This window comes from Achromobacter sp. Root170, from assembly GCF_001428165.1.
GTDB lineage: Bacteria > Pseudomonadota > Gammaproteobacteria > Burkholderiales > Burkholderiaceae_B > Achromobacter > Achromobacter mucicolens.
On record NZ_LMHN01000003.1, the window covers coordinates 78557 to 94533 of the forward strand.

The following is a 15977-nucleotide window of genomic DNA, read 5'->3' on the forward strand; positions in this document are numbered from 1 at the left end:
CGGCAGGCGCGGACCGGCGTCAGTGTCCGGCCAGCTCCATCGGCAGATGCTCGCGCATGATCTCGATGAAGCGCCGCAGCCGCGCCGGCTGAAAGCGCGACGGCGCATAGACCAGAAACACGGGCAGGGCGTCGGCGCGCCATTGCGGCGCCAGGTGCACGAGGCGGCCGGCGGCCAGATCGTCCTGCATGGCCCACGCGGATCCCAACGCCACGCCCAGCCCCTGGATGGCCGAATTACGCAGCGCGTGCAGGCCGTCGGTGGACAGGCGCGGCTGGATATCGAAGCTTTGCCTGTCGCCGCTGCCGCAATGCGTCAGGGTCACCTCGGTGCGATAGAAGGTGCGCAGCGCCAGCCACGGCAGTCGCGCCAGTTCCGGCGGATCCTGCGGCACGGGCCCGCCGGCAAGCAGGTCCGGCGAGGCCACGACGATGCGCGGCACCTCGCCCAGCTTCACGGCGATCACCGACGGATCCGTCACGGCCCCGACCCGGATCGCGCAATCAACGTTTTCGGCGATCAGGTCCGGCATGCGGTCGTGCAGCAGCCATTCCACCCGCATGTTCGGGTAGCGCTTCAGGTACTTGGCCAGCGGTTCGATGAACTGGTCCTGGCCGAACACGTGCGGCGCCACCACGCGCAGCATGCCGGCGGGCTCGTCGCCCGCGCCGCGCACCTCGCTTTCGAATGATTGAAAGGTGGCGAGCAGCTCCTTGCCGCGTTCATAGCAGCGCTGCCCGTCTTCGGTCAGGCGGATGGCGTGGGTGGAGCGCTTGAGCAGCCGCACGCCCATCGTGCGTTCCAGCAATTGCAGGCGGCGGCTGACGGTAGGTTGCGTGCCGCCCATCTGGGCGGCGGCCGCCGACAAGCTGCCGGCCTCGACGATGCGCACGAAGGTTTCGATGAGCAGCATGCGGTCGGTGCCGGCGGCAACGGGGAGAGCGGGGGTGGTCATACGCCTATCGTATAACGGATGTACCCGAAGGTCGGCTACCAAAACCAGGGGTGAAAGCCCAGAATTTGCCCCGTACCAATGCCACCGGACACCACCATGTCATCCCCCATTTCCCACCCCTCCCTATCGCGCGGCCTGGTTTTCCTGCTGGCCGTGGGCGCCGGCCTGGGCGTCGCTTCCCTTTACTACAGCCAGCCGATGCTCGGCGTGCTGGGCGCGGACATCCACGCCAGCGCCGAGACGCTGGGCTGGATTCCGACGCTGACGCAGCTGGGCTACGCGTTCGGCATCCTGATGCTGGCGCCGTTGGGCGACCGGTATGACCGCAAGCGCATCATCCTGATCAAGGCCGCCGTGCTGAGCCTGGCGCTGCTTCTGGCCGGCGCGTCGCCCACGATCGGACTGCTGCTGGCCTCCAGCTTCGCCATCGGCCTGTCGGCCACGCTGGCCCAGGACATCGTGCCGGCCGCCGCCCACCTGGCGCCGGCCGAGCAGCGCGGCAAGATCGTCGGCACCGTCATGACCGGCCTCTTGCTGGGCATCCTGCTCTCGCGGGTGGTCAGCGGATTCGTGGCCGAGCAATTCGGCTGGCGCATGATGTTCGCGGCCGCCGCCGTCAGCATCGTGGCGCTGGGCGCAGCCCTGTGGCGCGGCCTGCCGCGTTTCGAACCGTCGACGCGGCTGGCCTACAGCGCGTTGCTGGGCTCGCTGCTGACGCTGTGGCGCCAGCATCCCGGCCTGCGCCGCGCCGCAACCGCGCAGGGCCTCTTGTCGCTGGGGTTCAGCGCCTTCTGGTCGACGCTGGCCGTGATGCTGCATGACGCGCCGTTCCACCTGGGCGCGGGCGCCGCCGGCGCGTTCGGCCTGGCTGGCGCCGCGGGCGCCCTGGCCGCGCCGCTGGCGGGCCGCGTGGCCGACACGCGGGGCCCGCTGGCCGTGGCCAGCCTGGGCGCCGGCCTGACGATGGTGTCGTTTGCCGCCATGATCTTTCTGCCCTTCCTGCCCCCGCACGCCGCGCTGTGGCTGATCGGCGGCGCCGCCGTCGGCTTCGACCTGGGCATCCAGACCTCGCTGATCGCGCATCAGAGCATCGTCTACGGCATCGACCCGGCCGCCCGCAGCCGCCTGAATGCCATCCTGATGACGGGCGTCTTCATCGGCATGGCCGCCGGCGGCGCACTGGGCAGCCTGGCGCTGGCCCACTGGGGCTGGACCGGCGTGACGCTGACCGCCGCCGGCGCCGCCGCCGCCGCCCTGGCCTTGCGCCTGTGGCCCGCCAATAACCGCAACGGCGAGGCCAGCCGCTACGCGGCGTAAGGATCCCAGGCTGGCGCCGCTTCGCGGTGCTTAACCTGGCGTATTGATCTGGTCGGCCGAGATGATCTCGGCCACCAGCACCTGCCCCGGGCCGTCCAGGAAATACTCTTCCTTGGCCGGCTCGCGCAGCTTCATGTAGGCGTCCTCGCCGATCTGCATGGTGTGGCCGGCGGCCAGTTCGGCGCCGCTTTCCAGCATGTAGCTCATGATGTTGTTGAACGTCGTCGAGTAGACCTCGCCTTCGTCGTGCCCTGCCGCCAGCGCGGCGAAGTCCGGCAGGCCGAAGGCATCGCCGCCATACGTGCGCATCCATACGCCCTGCACGCCTTCGACTTCATACTTCACGAAACCGCAATACAGCATGTTCAGCGGCAGCGTGCGCAAGAGGTCCATGGTTTCCTCGCCCAGCGACTCGGCGGCGAACACGCCGGCTGGAAGCGACGTGTGCGAATGCTCGTTCAGGACGGCCAGCGCCTTGAAACCGGTCAATGCACCCGCCACCGCCGCCAGCGCCACGTACTGCTCCAAGGGATCGGTTTCGAATCCCGCGTAGTACAGGATGATGTGGCTGGCGTGGGCGCGGACCTCGTCCTTCATCGCGGCGGGATAGTGCGATGGCGCGACGCAGGCCTCGAGCGCATCCTTGGGATAGGGCGCATTGAAGCCCACCAGCCGCACGACGTGCTTGTCCCAGCCGGCCATGCCCAGGAATTCCGGCATGTCGGGCGCGATTTCCGCGCGCGCCTTGGCCATCGTCGGATGGTAGGCGCGCAGCGCATCGGCCAGCGCCGCCTCGGTGATCGCGAGCGGTTCGGCGAACAGGACCTGCAGGCTCAACGGCTGCGCAATATCCGGGTTGGCCAACAGGGCGGCGGAATCGGCGGACTCCTCGTTGCGGCCGAAGAAGCGGGAGAAGATGCTCATACGTATCCAGGGTTCAACACAAAACGGGGACAGTATAAGGACGCGCCCCGCGCGCCTGCCGCCGGGGTCGCCATTGGATACATCTTCGTTGGTCCGCTATTCCTCGAAGCCGCGCGTACCCACCGTTTCGACCACGAAGTCGATGAAGGACTTGATGCGCGAGGAGATCGCCGTGTTCCGGTAGTACACCGCGTTGATCGGCTGCCTGACTTCAAGCAGCTGCTTCACGAAGAGCGGCTGCAGCGCGCCGCTTTTGCGGTCCGCGCGCGTCATGAAGTCGGACAGGCACACGATGCCGCCGTCGTTCAGCGCCAGCTGGCGCAGCGTCTCGCCGCTATAGGCGCGCACCTGCGGCTTGACGTGCACCGGCTGCCCGTCGGCATCGAGCAGCGGCCATTCGTTCAGCGCTTCCAGTTGCGCAAAGCCCAGCAACACGTGCGAGGCCAGGTCCGCCGCGCGGCGGGGCGTGCCGTGCCGCGCCAGATAACCCGGACTGGCCAGCACACGCACCCGGCTCGTGCCCAAGGCCACCGCGTGCAGCGACGAGTCCTTCAATCGCCCGATCCGAAAGGCCAGGTCGGTGCGCCGCTCCAAGAGGTCGATGTTGCCTTCGTTGCTGGTCAGTTCCAGCTCCACCTGCGGATAGCGCGTGCGATAGGCCGGCGCCAGCGGCGCGATGACATGCAGCATGAAGGGCGAGGCCGCATCCACGCGCAAGAGGCCGGCGGGCTGGTTGCGCCGCAGGTTCATCAGCTCTTCGGCTTCCTCGACCGACGCAATGATGCGGCGCGCCTGCTCCAGGTAGGCCTTGCCTTCTTCGGTCAGCGCCAGACGCCGGGTCGTGCGCCGCATCAGCGTGGTCTGCAGCTTTTCTTCAAGCCGGCTCATGGTGCGGCTGGTGGCCGAGACGGTCTGGCCCAGCACCTCGGCGGCAGCGGTGATCGAGCCGCTGTCCACGATGGCGATGAAGACCTGCATTTCGTCGAGGGTGGTTTTCATAGTTGACGTTTTATCAAAAGTCTTTCGCCGATACCGGTATTTTTTTGCAAGGGTACGGCAGGCACACTACCGCCATCCCCGGACCTCGCCGGTCCGGCCCCAGTACATCCCCCAGGAGTTTTCCATGCCCATTCCCGCCTTTGGCGTCGGCACCTTCCGCCTGCAAGGCCAGACCGTCATCGATTCCGTGCGCAACGCGCTGGACGTCGGCTATCGCGCGATCGACACGGCCCAGATCTACGAGAACGAGGCCGACGTCGGCCAGGCCATCGCGGAATCGAACGTGGCCCGCGCGGACCTCTACATCACCACCAAGATCTGGGTGCCCAACTACGCCAAGGACAAGCTCGTCCCCAGCCTGAAGGACAGCCTGGCCAAGCTGCGGACTGACTATGTGGACCTGACGCTGATCCATTGGCCCGCACCGGACAACGGTGTGTCCGTCGACGAATTCATGACGGCGCTGGCCGAGGCCAAGGCGCAGGGCCTGACGCGACAGATCGGGATTTCCAACTTTCCCATCGCCGAGACGCGGGCAGCCATCGCCGCCGTGGGCCGCGACCAGATCGCCACCAACCAGATCGAGCTCAGCCCCTACCTGCAGAACCGCAAGCTCACCGCGTTCCTGCAGGAAGCGGGCATCCCCGTGACCTCGTACATGACGCTGGCCTACGGCAAGGTGCTCAAGGATCCGGTCATCGGCCAGATCGCGCAGCGCCACGCGGCCACGCCCGCGCAGGTCGCGCTGGCCTGGGCCTTGCAACTGGGTTATGCCGTGATCCCGTCGTCCACCAAGCGCGAAAACCTGGCCAGCAACCTGCTCGCCCAGGACCTGCGCCTGACGGACGAAGACATGGCGCAGATCGCCGCGCTGGAACGCAACGGCCGCGAAGTCAGCCCGGAAGGTCTGGCGGCGGACTGGGACTGAACTCTCAGCACCGGTAACGGCGCGCGCAGCGCGCACCATGCACAGGCGTCATCACGGCGCCTTCTGGCGTGGCTGCTGCTTGGTGTCCCGCATGATCGCCACGAAGGCATCCACCGCGGGATTGCGATGATCCGGGTGGCGCGCGGCCGCCAGCTCGGCGCGGAACGCGCCGCGCCCCCGGATGCCGACGTAGGCAAGGATGTCCATGCGCATCCGCGCCAGCGACGCCGGCACCACGGCCGCGCCAAATCCCGCTTCCACCAGCGTCAGGATCGTCGGGATCATGCTTTCCTGCACGATGTTCGCGGGCTTGCCGGCGGCTTCGATCATCTGCCGCAGCACCTGGCTGAAGTAACGCGACCGGTCGCGCGCATACCCCACGATCGGCAGATCCAGCACCTGCTCCATGGTCACCCAGCGTTTCGCCGCTAGCGGATGGCCGCGGCGCAGCGCCAGCACCATGGGCTCGGAGTACAGGGGCACGGGCGACAGGTCCGCATCCGCAAAAGGCGGACGCAAGAGAGCCAGATCCAGCCGCCGCTGATGCAGCGCCTCCGGCATCTCGCTCGAATTCATTTCCTGCAGGTCCAGCACCACGCCCGGATAGCGCTGTCGGAACGCGAACAGCGCCTGCGGCACGTTCGAATAGGCGGCGCTGGGCGTGAGCCCAATCGTGAGTTGTCCGGCTTCGCCGCTGGCCGCCTGCCGCACGTGCCGCACCGTGGCCTCGTGTTCGGCGGCCATCTGCCGCACGCGGCGTTGCAGCTCGGCGCCGGCCGCCGTAAGTTTGACCGTGCGCGTGGTGCGTTCCAGAAGCTGCACGCCCAATTCCTCTTCAAGCTTGCGCACGCTTTGGCTCAGCGGAGGCTGGCTCAGATGCAGACGCTGCGCCGCGCGGCCGAAATGCAGCTCTTCGGCCACCACGGCAAACACCTGAAGCAGACGGCTGTCGATCAGCATTTATTTTCCTGGCGAATCAATAACCGGAGAATAAGGTATTAGACATCCTAATGGCAGCTTCCTACCATGCAGGCACAATCCACGGGCCCGTACTGCGGCCCTCATGACAAGGGAAATGCCATGCCTGCTGCGTCCTTCACCCTCAAGCTTCTGGCCGGCGCCTTCGCGGCCGGTCTCTGCCTTGCCTCGCCCGGCGCGCTGGCGCAAGCCGCCTATCCGGCGCAGGCAATCAAGTTCATCGTGCCGTACGCGGCCGGCGGCAGTTCCGACACGCGCTCGCGCCAGTTGGCGCAGAAGCTCAGCGATTCGCTGGGCGTGCCCGTTGTGGTCGACAACAAGCCCGGCGCCAGCGGCAACATCGGCACCGCGCAGATCGCGTCGGCCAAGCCGGACGGCTACACGATCGGCCTGGGCAACTTCGCGCCCATGTCAGTGAACAAAGCGCTCTACACGATGCCTTTCGATCCGGCCAAGGACATCGCGCCCGTGGCCCTGATCGAGCGGGGCCCGATGGCGCTGGGCGTCAGCAGCAAATCGCCTTATGCCGACCCCGCCGCGCTCATCCGCGATGCCAAGGCCAATCCGGAAAAGCTCAACTACGCCTCCACCGGCGCGGGCAGCGCATCGCACTTGAGCACGGAGCTGTTCAAGGAGCAGGCGGGCGCCAACGCGACCCACGTGCCGTACCGCGGCGGCGCGCCGGCCGTGAACGACCTGATCGCAGGCAACGTGGATTTCTACATCGAACTGCCTAGCCTGTTCCTGCCGCACGCGGCGGGCGCCGACGCCCGCATCAGGATGCTGGCCGTCGCCGCGGACAAGCGCGCGCCCGGGCTGCCGGACGTTCCCACCTTCAAGGAACTGGGAATGCCGGACATGGTGGTCTCGAACTGGTTCGGCGTGATCGCGCCCGCCGGCACGCCGCCCGAGGTAATCAACACGCTAAACGAGCACATCAACGGCGCCCTGCAGGACAAGCAGTACCGCGCCGTGGTGGAGTCGCAGGGTGGCGAGGTTGCCGGCGGCACGCCGGAGCAGTTCCGCGACTTCATTGCCAGCGAAAACGCGCGGTGGACGCAGTTGATCCAGCAAAAGCAGATCAAGGTTCAATGATGCAGGCAGCGCAGGAAGCCCTTGCGCGCAGCAAGGCGGGGGATGCGCAGGTCCAGGCCTGGGTCTGCCTGGCCGACGAGGCCTCGGTCGCGGCGCCAGCCTGCCAGGGTCCGCTGGCCGGCGCTGCCTTCGGGGTCAAGGATGTGATCGACGTCGCCGGCCTGCCGACGCGCTCGGGCTCCGCTGCGGAATCGGCGGAACCGGCGCGGCGCGACGCAAGCTGCGTCTCGCAGTTGCGCGATGCCGGCGGGGTGCCCATCGGCAAGACGGTCACCGCCGAATACGCCTACGTCACGCCGGGCCCGACCCGCAATCCGCGCCACCTGGCGCATACCCCGGGCGGCTCATCAAGCGGCTCGGCGGCGGCCGTCGCGGCGGGCATGGTCGACCTGGCGCTGGGCACGCAAACGGGCGGGTCCATGATCCGTCCCGCCGCGTTCTGCGGCGTGGTGGGGTTCAAGCCAACCTTCGGGAGGGTGCATCGGCAGGGCATGCACGTGCTATGCGATTCGCTGGACACCATCGGCTGGTTTACGCGCGACGTGAAACAGTCGCAAGCGGTGGCGTCCGTGCTGCTTCCCGGGTTGGCCGCGCATCGCCCGGACCGCCCGCCACGTGTTGCGTTGCTGACCTGCAGCGCCATCGGCGACCTGAGCGGCGCCGCGCGGCGAGCGCTAAACGACTGCGCGGCCACGCTGCGCGAGCACGGCGCCCATATCGACGCGCCGGACGTTGACGCGGACCTGCAGGCGCTCCTGGATATCCACGCGCAAACCATGCTCGCTGAACTGGCGCGCGGCCTGCTGCCGGTGGTTCGCGGGCCGCACGGCCATCTGCTGTCGCCGGCGCTGCGCACGGCGATAGACCGGGGATTGGCCATTACCCATGCCGAGTACGCAGCGCTGCAGCGACGCCGCGCGCGGCTGGGCGGCGAGTGGCTCGAGCGCTTTGGCGCCGTGGACTTCATCGTCACCCCCAGCGCCCCGTCCGAGGCGCCCGAAGGCACGCGATCGACAGGCTCGTCGCTGTTCAACCGCGTATGGTCGCTGTTGGGCTGGCCGGCGTTGCACCTGCCCACCGCGCATGCGGACAACGGTTTGCCGGTGGGCGTGCAGTGGGTGGCGCGAACCGACGAGGATCAGGCCCTGCTTGGCTGGGCCCGGAAACTGCACCCGCTCGTGCAGCGCGCTTGATCGCGCAGGCGTCGAAACAAAATCGCCCGCGCGCCGAAACTGGCGCGCGGGCGTAAGCCGTCATCCGGCGGGTTTACTGTGCTTCGTAACGCGGCGAGCGCGGTCCGTACAGGATGCCGCCGGGGGTGCCGGCGCTGAGCAGCAGGTTGTTCGTCATGCCGGCCACGCTGTAGCTGCGGTCCGTCAGATTGTTGATCACCTGATCCACCACGGCCTGCACCAGCATGCCGATCAGGCCGCCGTTGCTGTTGTTGTTGGCGTGCACCACCTGCTTCGTGCCGCTCCACAGCTTGGCGCCGTTGCGCAGGTCGAGCAGTTCCGCGTCGATCGAGACCGTGACCGTGCTGGACAGGACCGCGTAGCTGGACCCGTACTGCTTGACGGTCATGTACAGCGCCGCATCGGCGCCGAAGATCTCGCGCAGCTTGATGGCCGGCAGTTCATGGATGTCGTCGGGCGAGGTCAGGCCATTCTGTTTGAACGTCTCTTCCATGACGCCGACCGGAATCACGTAATAGCCGGATTCAGCGAGCGGGCGCGTGGCCTGCGAGAGCACGGCCGAGGTGGCCGCCACATCCACCGACGTGTTCAGCGGCGGCAACACCAGGATCGACGCCGGCTTGCTTTCGCGAAACGCGGTGTAGTCGACATGCTTCTGCGGCGGCGCCACGCAACCCGTCAACAGCGCCGCGAGGGCCACGAGGCCGGCGCGCATGAGTGTGTGCATCATCACGATCCTTTCTTCAACGTGCCAGCTTCGGCGGGCGCGGCGGGGCTGGCGGCGGCGGGGCTGCCGGTAGTGGGCGACCCGGCGGCGGGCGATCCCGCGGCGGGCGCCCCCGCTGGCAAGCCTTCGCCCGTTGCGGCGACGGTCTGCGGCTTGCCCGCGTTGCGCAGCAGGAAGTCCATGAACGGCGCGGCTTCCGGGAAGGCGGCCTTCTCGCCCTGCATTTGCTCGACGCCCTTGTCGCCTTCGCCCATCTTCAGGTAGAGCATGCCCAGATGCGCGCGAAAGCCGGGCGGCAGCTCGGCGTTGGCCGCGCGCGCCGTCTCGATGTTCTTCTCCATGGCGAGCGTCTGCGTCGCGTAATCGCCGCCGTCGTCCTTCAGGTACGCGTAGACCGAGCCCTCGTAGGACTGCCAGCTATACATGGACTTGGGCTGCTGCACGCAGGCCGACAGCACGCCGGCCAGGCCCACGATCGCCAGTGCGCGGACGACCCGCGCGCATGTTGCGCCGCCGCGGGGATTGAAATGGTTTGCCATGCGCGCCTCCGTCAGTTGCGTGCGGGCTGCCAGGCGCCCTGCTCGATGCCGTCGACCAGACGGTCCACGGCTTCACGGATGGCCAGGTCCAGCACCTTGCCGTTCAGGGTGGAGTCATAGCCGGCCGTGCCGCCAAAACCGACGACTTCGCGGTTGGACAGGCTGTATTCGCCGGCGCCCGAGGCGGAATAGACCACTTCCGAGGTCGTCGCATCCACCACGTTCAGGTCGACTTTGGCGTAAGCCACCTGCTCCTTGCCGCGGCCCAGGATGCCGAACAGTTGCTGGTCGCCGGTGACCTTGCGGCCGAAGGCCGTCACATCGCCCGTGACGACGTAGCGCGCGCCCTTGATCTGCGCGGCCTTCTTGTTGAACGCGGCTTCCTGTGCGATTTCGGACAGGTTGTCGCGGTCCATCACCTGGAATCGGCCGCTGCGCTGCAGGTGGCTGACCAGGATCGTCTTGGCTTGGCCGCCCAGCCGGTCCACGCCATCCGAGAACACGCCGCGCAGGTAGTTGGTGCGGTTGTCGAACTTGCCGACCGAAATGGGGCTGCGCACACCCGCGTAGGGCTTGCTGGCGGCCGCGACGGCCGGCACGGCCAAAGCTTGCGAACGCTCGGTTGCGCAGCCGGCCATCACCCCCGACAACAACGCCAGCGCGCTGATCTTCACCACCTTGTTCAACATCGTTCTCTGGTAAAGCGCCACTTCTTCACTCCCGTTACGCGTGGGTCATCGAGGACGCGACGGTAGCAATGCCTCGAATCGGTTGAAATCGGACTGGGATTAAATGCTCCGCGTTGCTCTGCGTGGCGCCCCGTCCATCGAATGGAACGGAAAGTATAAGTACTGAATTACTTGGATACCATTTGAAATAAAGCCGAAGTTTGGGCGGTATTTGACGTCAAGCAAGAGAATTCGGGATTAATGCCTAACCAATAGGTATGGGTTTCCGGCTGGTAATGGCCGCTTTGAAAGGAACGGCCCCTACACTGCCTCATCGCAATGCGCGCCTCGATGCGTGGGCGCGCCAAACGACAGGAGCCCATCCTGGTATGAACGACCTGAAGCCCGATGATCCGTCCTGGCTGCGCCCGCGTTTCCTGCTCGCGGTGATCCTGACCGGCCTGTTCGCGGGGCTGGGCGGCATGTTGCTCGGGATGCTGCTCCATGCCGTGCAGCATCTGGCATATGGCTACGCCGAGGGCCAGGTGATCAGCCACGAGACCTTCCTTGAAGGCGTGCAAGCCGCCAGCGGCCAGCGCCGCGTGATGGCGCTGGTGCTGTGCGGCGTGGCGGCCGGTGGCGGATGGTGGCTGATCCATCGCTATGGCCGTCCTCTGGTCAGCGTGAAAGCGGCAGTGTCCGACGCCACGCGCGGGATGCCTGCGTTGACGACGATGGCGCATGCCATCCTGCAGATCGTGACGGTGGGGCTGGGCTCGCCGCTGGGGCGCGAGGTGGCGCCGCGCGAGGTCGGCGCGTTGGCAGGCGGCCGATTGGCCGCGCTGCTGCGCCTGCCGCCCGCGCAGCACAGTCTCGTCATTGCCTGCGGCGCGGGCGCGGGGCTGGCCGCCGTGTACAACGTGCCGCTCGGCGCGACGCTCTTTGTCCTGGAAGTGCTGGTGGGGTCCTTCGCCTGGCCCGCCGTGGCCGCGGCGCTGGCGGCTTGCTGCATCGGCGCGGTGGTGGCCTGGGCGGGCTTGGGCAATGTGATCCAGTACGCCGTTCCTACCATGCAGATCAGTACCAGCCTGGTCGTCTGGGCCATCGTCGCCGGGCCTGTCTTCGGCTGCGCGGCCCACGTCTGGCAGCGGCTGACCGACGCCGCGCGCCGCAATGCGGCCCGGGGCTGGCGGCTGCCCGTGGCGTGCCTGATCAATTTCACCCTGCTCGGACTGCTTGCGATCTACCTGCCCGCGCTGCTGGGCAACGGCAAAGGGCCGGCGCAACTGAGCTTTGACAATGACCTGACCCTCGCCCTGGCGGCCACGCTGGCGCTGATGAAAGTGGCCGTCGTCGTCTGCACGCTGCGCGCCGGCGCGGCGGGCGGTCTGCTCACCCCCGCCGTTGCCGTCGGCGCGTCGATGGCGGTCGTGCTGGGCGGCCTGTGGAGCATGGCCTGGCCCGACTCGCCGCCCGGCGCGTTTGCCGTCGTGGGCGCCGCCGCCTTTCTGGCCTCGTCGATGCGCATGCCGCTCACCGCGGTGGTGCTGATCCTGGAGTTCACCCGGGTCGACCAGGCCTTTCTCGTTCCCGTCATCGTGGCCGTGGCCGGCTCGGTGCTGGCAAGCCGTTACTGCGACGCTCGCGGCGCGCGGCTTGCTCCCGCCCCCGACGCCGCCGCGCGCAACGCACCCTGAGTTCCGGAGATTCGCATGACCCAAGGCAAACCCGCTGGCATCCGCCCCTACGACGCCCCCGCAGGCGGTTGGGGCGCCCTGAAGGCGACCGCGCAGGCGGTGGCCAACCAGATGCGCATCGCCGAGGCGCCCGCGCTGCTGTTGCGCACCAATAAGCCGGACGGCTTCGATTGCCCCGGCTGCGCCTGGCCCGACAAGGCGCATACGTCGACGTTCCAGTTCTGTGAAAACGGCGCGAAGGCCGTGACGTGGGAAGCCACCCGCAAGCGCGTGACGCCCGAGTTCTTTGCCGCGCATCCGGTGGCCGAGCTGCTGACCTGGAGCGACCACGACCTGGAGAACGCGGGCCGCCTGACGCATCCGCTGGCCTACGACGCGGCCAGCGACACCTACCAGCCCATCGAATGGGACGACGCGTTCGCGCGCATCGGCCAGACGCTGGCCAGCCTGCCCGACCCGGACATGGCCGAGTTCTATACCTCGGGCCGCGCCTCCAACGAAGCGGCGTTCCTGTTCAGCCTGTACGCCCGCGAATTCGGCACCAACAATTTTCCCGACTGCTCCAACATGTGCCACGAGGCCACCAGCGTCGGGCTGCCCCAGGCCATCGGCATCGGCAAGGGCACGGTGTCGCTGGACGACTTCGATGTGTGCGACCTCATCATCTCGATGGGACACAACCCCGGCACGAACCATCCGCGCATGATGGGAACGCTGCACGAATGCGCGCGCCGCGGCGTGCCCATCATCGTGTTCAACCCGCTGCGCGAACGCTCGCTGGAGCGCTTTGCCGATCCGCAGGATCCGATCGAGATGGGCACGCTGGGCTCCACGCCCATCGCATCCACGTACTTCCAGGTCAAGGTCGGCGGCGACGCCGCCGCGCTCAAAGGCATCATGAAAGCGCTGATGAACGCGGACCGCGACGGGCGCAACACGCTGGACCACGAATTCATTTCCCGGCACACCAACGGCTACGAAGCCTTCGCCGAGGACCTGGACGCCACGAGCTGGGCCGACATCGAACAGGCAAGCGGCCTGCGTCAGCGCGACCTGGAGCAGGTGGCCGACGCCTATGCGCGATCCAACGCCACCATCGTCACGTATGGCATGGGCATCACGCAGCACGAAAAGGGCACGAGCAACGTGCAGCAGATTGCCGCGCTGCTCTTGATGCGCGGCAACTTCGGCAAGCCGGGCGCGGGCATCTGCCCCTTGCGCGGGCACTCGAACGTGCAGGGCAACCGCACGGTCGGCATCACCGAAAAAATCGACCACACCATGTTCGACCACGTCGAACAGACCTTTGGCTTCCGGCCGCCGGAGCGGCATGGCCACGATGCCGTGGAGGCCATGAAGGCCATGGCCGCGGGCCGCGCCAAGGCGCTGATCTGCCTGGGCGGCAATTTCGCGATCGCGCTGCCCGACACCGACGCCTGCGAGCGCGGCATGCGGCAGCTGGACCTGGCGGTGCATCTGAACACCAAGCTGAACCGCTCGCACCTGTTGATCGGCAAGCAGTCGATCATCCTGCCGGTGCTGGGCCGCACGGAAAGCGACGTGCAGGCGGGCGGCGCGCAATCGGTCACGGTGGAGGATTCGATGTCGATGGTGCATGCCTCGCGCGGCAAGCTGCTGCCGGCATCGACGCACCTGCGGTCGGAACCGGCCATCATTGCCGGCATGGCGCAGGCTACACTGCCGCGCAGCCGCGTCAACTGGGCGCATCTGATCGAGGACTACGACCGCATCCGCGACCTGATCGAAAAAATCTACCCGGACTTCCGCGACTACAACGCGCGCATCCGGATCCCCGGCGGCTTTCGCCTGCCGCTGCCCCCCACCGAGCGCATCTGGAAGACGGCCTCGGGCAAGGCCGAATTCATTCCGTTCGCCGGCCTGCGGGAAGATCCCGACATCGTGGAAGGCAACATCCTCAGGCTCACCACGCTACGCAGCCACGATCAATACAACACCACCATCTACGGCCTGGACGACCGCTATCGCGGTGTGTTTGGCCGGCGCGACGTGCTGTTCATGAACGCGGCCGATCTGGCGCGCCACGGCATCGCGCACGGCGACGAGGTTGAAATCGTCACCAGCCTGCCGGGGCAGACGCACCGGCGCCTGCGGCTGACAGCCATCAAGCACGACATTGCGGCCGGCTCGGTGGGCGCCTATTACCCGGAGGCGAACAACCTCTGCCCGCTGGATTACCAGGACACGGCGAGCGGCACGCCCAGCTACAAATCGATTCCGGTACGCATCCGCAAGGCAGCGTGAACGCCGCGCCTCATCCGTCTGGATGAGCACAACCGGGGCCAGATGATGCATAAGCACCATTCCAAATTCAAGGATTAGTACTTTCGGCTACTAGCAAGGCGGATGAGGTCCGCATATATATCCCTGCAATGGGCGCCGCATCATCGTCGTCATGTCGTCTTGCCAAGAACACCCGCGCCCGTTCCGAGGAGACCATCGATGGCACGATGTCCATTCGCGACGTGGCGGCCCATATCGGGATCGTCCGGGCCGCACCTTGGCGGCCCTTTTAAGATCGTCCATCACACCACGGAAGGCAGCACCGCGCAGGGCGCGATGGACGCGTTCCGCCGCAACCGATCCGACCCCCACTTCACGGTCGATGCCACCACGATCTTCCAGCACGTCGACACCGCCGAAGGCGCGCGGGCGCTGCGCAACGATGCGGGCGGCGTCCAGACCAACCGCGATTCGGCCGTGCAGATCGAGCTGGTGGGCTTTGCGCATCTGCCCAAGGACAGCCGGGCGCTGACCAACCTGGCGCGTCTGTGCCGCTGGATCGAAGCGCAGCACGGCATCCCCCGCAAGTGGCCCTCGGGCCGCCCGTTGCCGGCCAAGAACGGCAAGGACCCCGGCGGCCATAACCGCAATGCCGCCATCTGGGACTCGCAGAGCGGGCACTACGGCCATTGCCATGTCCCCGAAAACACGCACTGGGACCCGGCCTATTCCGCCGCGGAAGCCGACTTCATCCTGGCCGCCACGTTCTCGGAGGACGGCGCGCTGGTATCGTCGGCCCCGCCGCCGCGCCCCGCGGGCCGCGCATCCAAACGCGCCGCGCCTACCTCGACCATGCCGGACCACGGCGTCAACGCGGTTGGTATCCACGGCTATCTGAATGACCTGCCAGTGCAGATGCTGGAGCCGCCCGGCATGCCCGTCGCGCGGCGGCGCACGCCCGCCAAACGTTCGGGCGCCGTGCTGCGTGCCGGCGCCGGGGGCAAGAACGCGCGGCAGGCGCCGCAGGCCAGCATCAACGCCGGCAGCGTGCTGTCGTTTGCAGCGGGCCTGCAGGAACAGGACCGCGGCGACGTGCTGTATTCGCTGCAGCTGGCGCAACGCGCCGCCAGCGCCGCCCACGACCGATTCACCCAATCGCAGGCCTGGTATCAGACCTACGTGGAAGTGCTGGAGAACCTGGGGTGGACCAGCGGGCAGATGCACTTTACCCATCACGAGGAAGACGAGCGTGAGTTCCGCATGGACCAGGTGGCCGTCGACCTGCTGCTGGCCGTCGCGCGGCGCGATCAGCTGGCGGTGCTGGACCAGGCGGTGTCCGCGCTGGGCCAGCTGGCCGAAGACGACGACACCGTAAAGCTCTTCGACTTTCACGCGTCGTCGCAGTCAGGAGGCAACTTCCAGCTGGGCGCCGTGCAGCGCGATCGCGGCGGGGGGCTGTCGATGGCGCTGGGCGCCTACTACTTTCGCGCCGTGGACAACCGCAAGCGTTTCCTGTTTGCGCAGTGGGGCGCGCGGCAGGTGAACTTTTGGGCCTGCGCGCAGCGCCTGACGCTGAACGCCGCCCTGTATGAACAGCTGCGCGACGACGTGCAGGCCAAGCTGGCCGCCGACGCGCCGCGCTACATCGCCAGCTTGAAGCTGGCGTCCTAGCCGGCGGCCGGCATTGGGAGAACG

Annotated in this window: 14 protein-coding genes; 7 read left to right on the forward strand and 7 right to left on the reverse strand. The window is 67.5% G+C overall.

Annotation, left to right across the window (positions count from 1 at the left end):
- Positions 1–19 precede the first annotated feature (19 nt).
- On the reverse strand, positions 20–955 hold the full coding sequence (locus ASD87_RS07515; protein WP_056319404.1) for a LysR family transcriptional regulator: 936 nt from the start codon (positions 953–955) through the stop codon (positions 20–22).
- A gap of 96 nt (positions 956–1051) precedes the next feature.
- Between ASD87_RS07515 and ASD87_RS07520 the strand changes: the two genes are divergently transcribed.
- The gene (locus ASD87_RS07520) at positions 1052–2272 is read left to right on the forward strand and encodes an MFS transporter (protein WP_056319488.1); all 1221 of its coding nucleotides are present in this window, start codon (positions 1052–1054) and stop codon (positions 2270–2272) included.
- 30 nt (positions 2273–2302) lie between these two features.
- Here ASD87_RS07520 and ASD87_RS07525 read toward each other — a convergent pair whose 3' ends face one another.
- Positions 2303–3196 carry a DUF4261 domain-containing protein gene (locus ASD87_RS07525; RefSeq protein ID WP_056319407.1) on the reverse strand — a complete coding sequence of 298 codons (894 nt, stop codon included), beginning with the start codon at positions 3194–3196 and terminating at the stop codon, positions 2303–2305.
- Between the two features lie 96 nt (positions 3197–3292).
- Positions 3293–4195 carry a LysR substrate-binding domain-containing protein gene (locus ASD87_RS07530; protein ID WP_056319409.1) on the reverse strand — a complete coding sequence of 301 codons (903 nt, stop codon included), beginning with the start codon at positions 4193–4195 and terminating at the stop codon, positions 3293–3295.
- Positions 4196–4319: 124 nt separating this feature from the next.
- On the opposite strand from ASD87_RS07530, the gene dkgB reads away from it, so the two are divergent.
- Positions 4320–5123, forward strand: coding sequence for a 2,5-didehydrogluconate reductase DkgB (gene dkgB, locus ASD87_RS07535; RefSeq protein ID WP_056319412.1), 804 nt, complete (start codon positions 4320–4322; stop codon positions 5121–5123).
- A gap of 51 nt (positions 5124–5174) precedes the next feature.
- On the opposite strand, the gene ASD87_RS07540 is transcribed toward dkgB, so the two are convergent.
- Positions 5175–6083, reverse strand: coding sequence for a LysR family transcriptional regulator (locus tag ASD87_RS07540; protein WP_056319414.1), 909 nt, complete (start codon positions 6081–6083; stop codon positions 5175–5177).
- Positions 6084–6203: 120 nt separating this feature from the next.
- On the opposite strand from ASD87_RS07540, the gene ASD87_RS07545 reads away from it, so the two are divergent.
- Positions 6204–7196: a tripartite tricarboxylate transporter substrate binding protein gene (locus tag ASD87_RS07545; RefSeq protein ID WP_056319416.1), complete on the forward strand. Its 993-nt coding sequence runs from the start codon at positions 6204–6206 to the stop codon at positions 7194–7196.
- Positions 7193–8389 carry an amidase gene (locus tag ASD87_RS07550; protein WP_235512648.1) on the forward strand — a complete coding sequence of 399 codons (1197 nt, stop codon included), beginning with the start codon at positions 7193–7195 and terminating at the stop codon, positions 8387–8389. Before ASD87_RS07545 ends, ASD87_RS07550 begins: the two co-directional genes overlap by 4 nt.
- A 73-nt stretch (positions 8390–8462) precedes the next feature.
- Here ASD87_RS07550 and ASD87_RS07555 read toward each other — a convergent pair whose 3' ends face one another.
- From ASD87_RS07555 to ASD87_RS07565, 3 genes are read right to left on the reverse strand one after another with little or no spacing between them, the layout of a single operon-like run.
- Positions 8463–9119: a DUF799 domain-containing protein gene (locus ASD87_RS07555; RefSeq protein ID WP_056319418.1), complete on the reverse strand. Its 657-nt coding sequence runs from the start codon at positions 9117–9119 to the stop codon at positions 8463–8465.
- Positions 9119–9655 (reverse strand): DUF4810 domain-containing protein, encoded by a 537-nt coding sequence (locus ASD87_RS07560; RefSeq protein WP_056319421.1) that lies wholly within the window; start codon positions 9653–9655, stop codon positions 9119–9121. The genes ASD87_RS07555 and ASD87_RS07560 overlap by 1 nt, the downstream gene beginning before the upstream one ends.
- Before the next feature lie 11 nt (positions 9656–9666).
- Positions 9667–10344: a CsgG/HfaB family protein gene (locus ASD87_RS07565; protein WP_056319423.1), complete on the reverse strand. Its 678-nt coding sequence runs from the start codon at positions 10342–10344 to the stop codon at positions 9667–9669.
- A 368-nt stretch (positions 10345–10712) separates the two neighbouring features.
- On the opposite strand from ASD87_RS07565, the gene ASD87_RS07570 reads away from it, so the two are divergent.
- From ASD87_RS07570 to ASD87_RS27190, 3 genes are all read left to right on the forward strand, one after another.
- Positions 10713–12020, forward strand: coding sequence for a chloride channel protein (locus ASD87_RS07570; RefSeq protein WP_056319425.1), 1308 nt, complete (start codon positions 10713–10715; stop codon positions 12018–12020).
- Positions 12021–12035: 15 nt separating this feature from the next.
- Positions 12036–14303: an FdhF/YdeP family oxidoreductase gene (locus tag ASD87_RS07575; RefSeq protein WP_056319428.1), complete on the forward strand. Its 2268-nt coding sequence runs from the start codon at positions 12036–12038 to the stop codon at positions 14301–14303.
- Between the two features lie 198 nt (positions 14304–14501).
- The gene (locus ASD87_RS27190; RefSeq protein WP_056319430.1) at positions 14502–15953 is read left to right on the forward strand and encodes a peptidoglycan recognition family protein; all 1452 of its coding nucleotides are present in this window, start codon (positions 14502–14504) and stop codon (positions 15951–15953) included.
- The last annotated feature ends 24 nt before the right edge of the window (positions 15954–15977 follow it).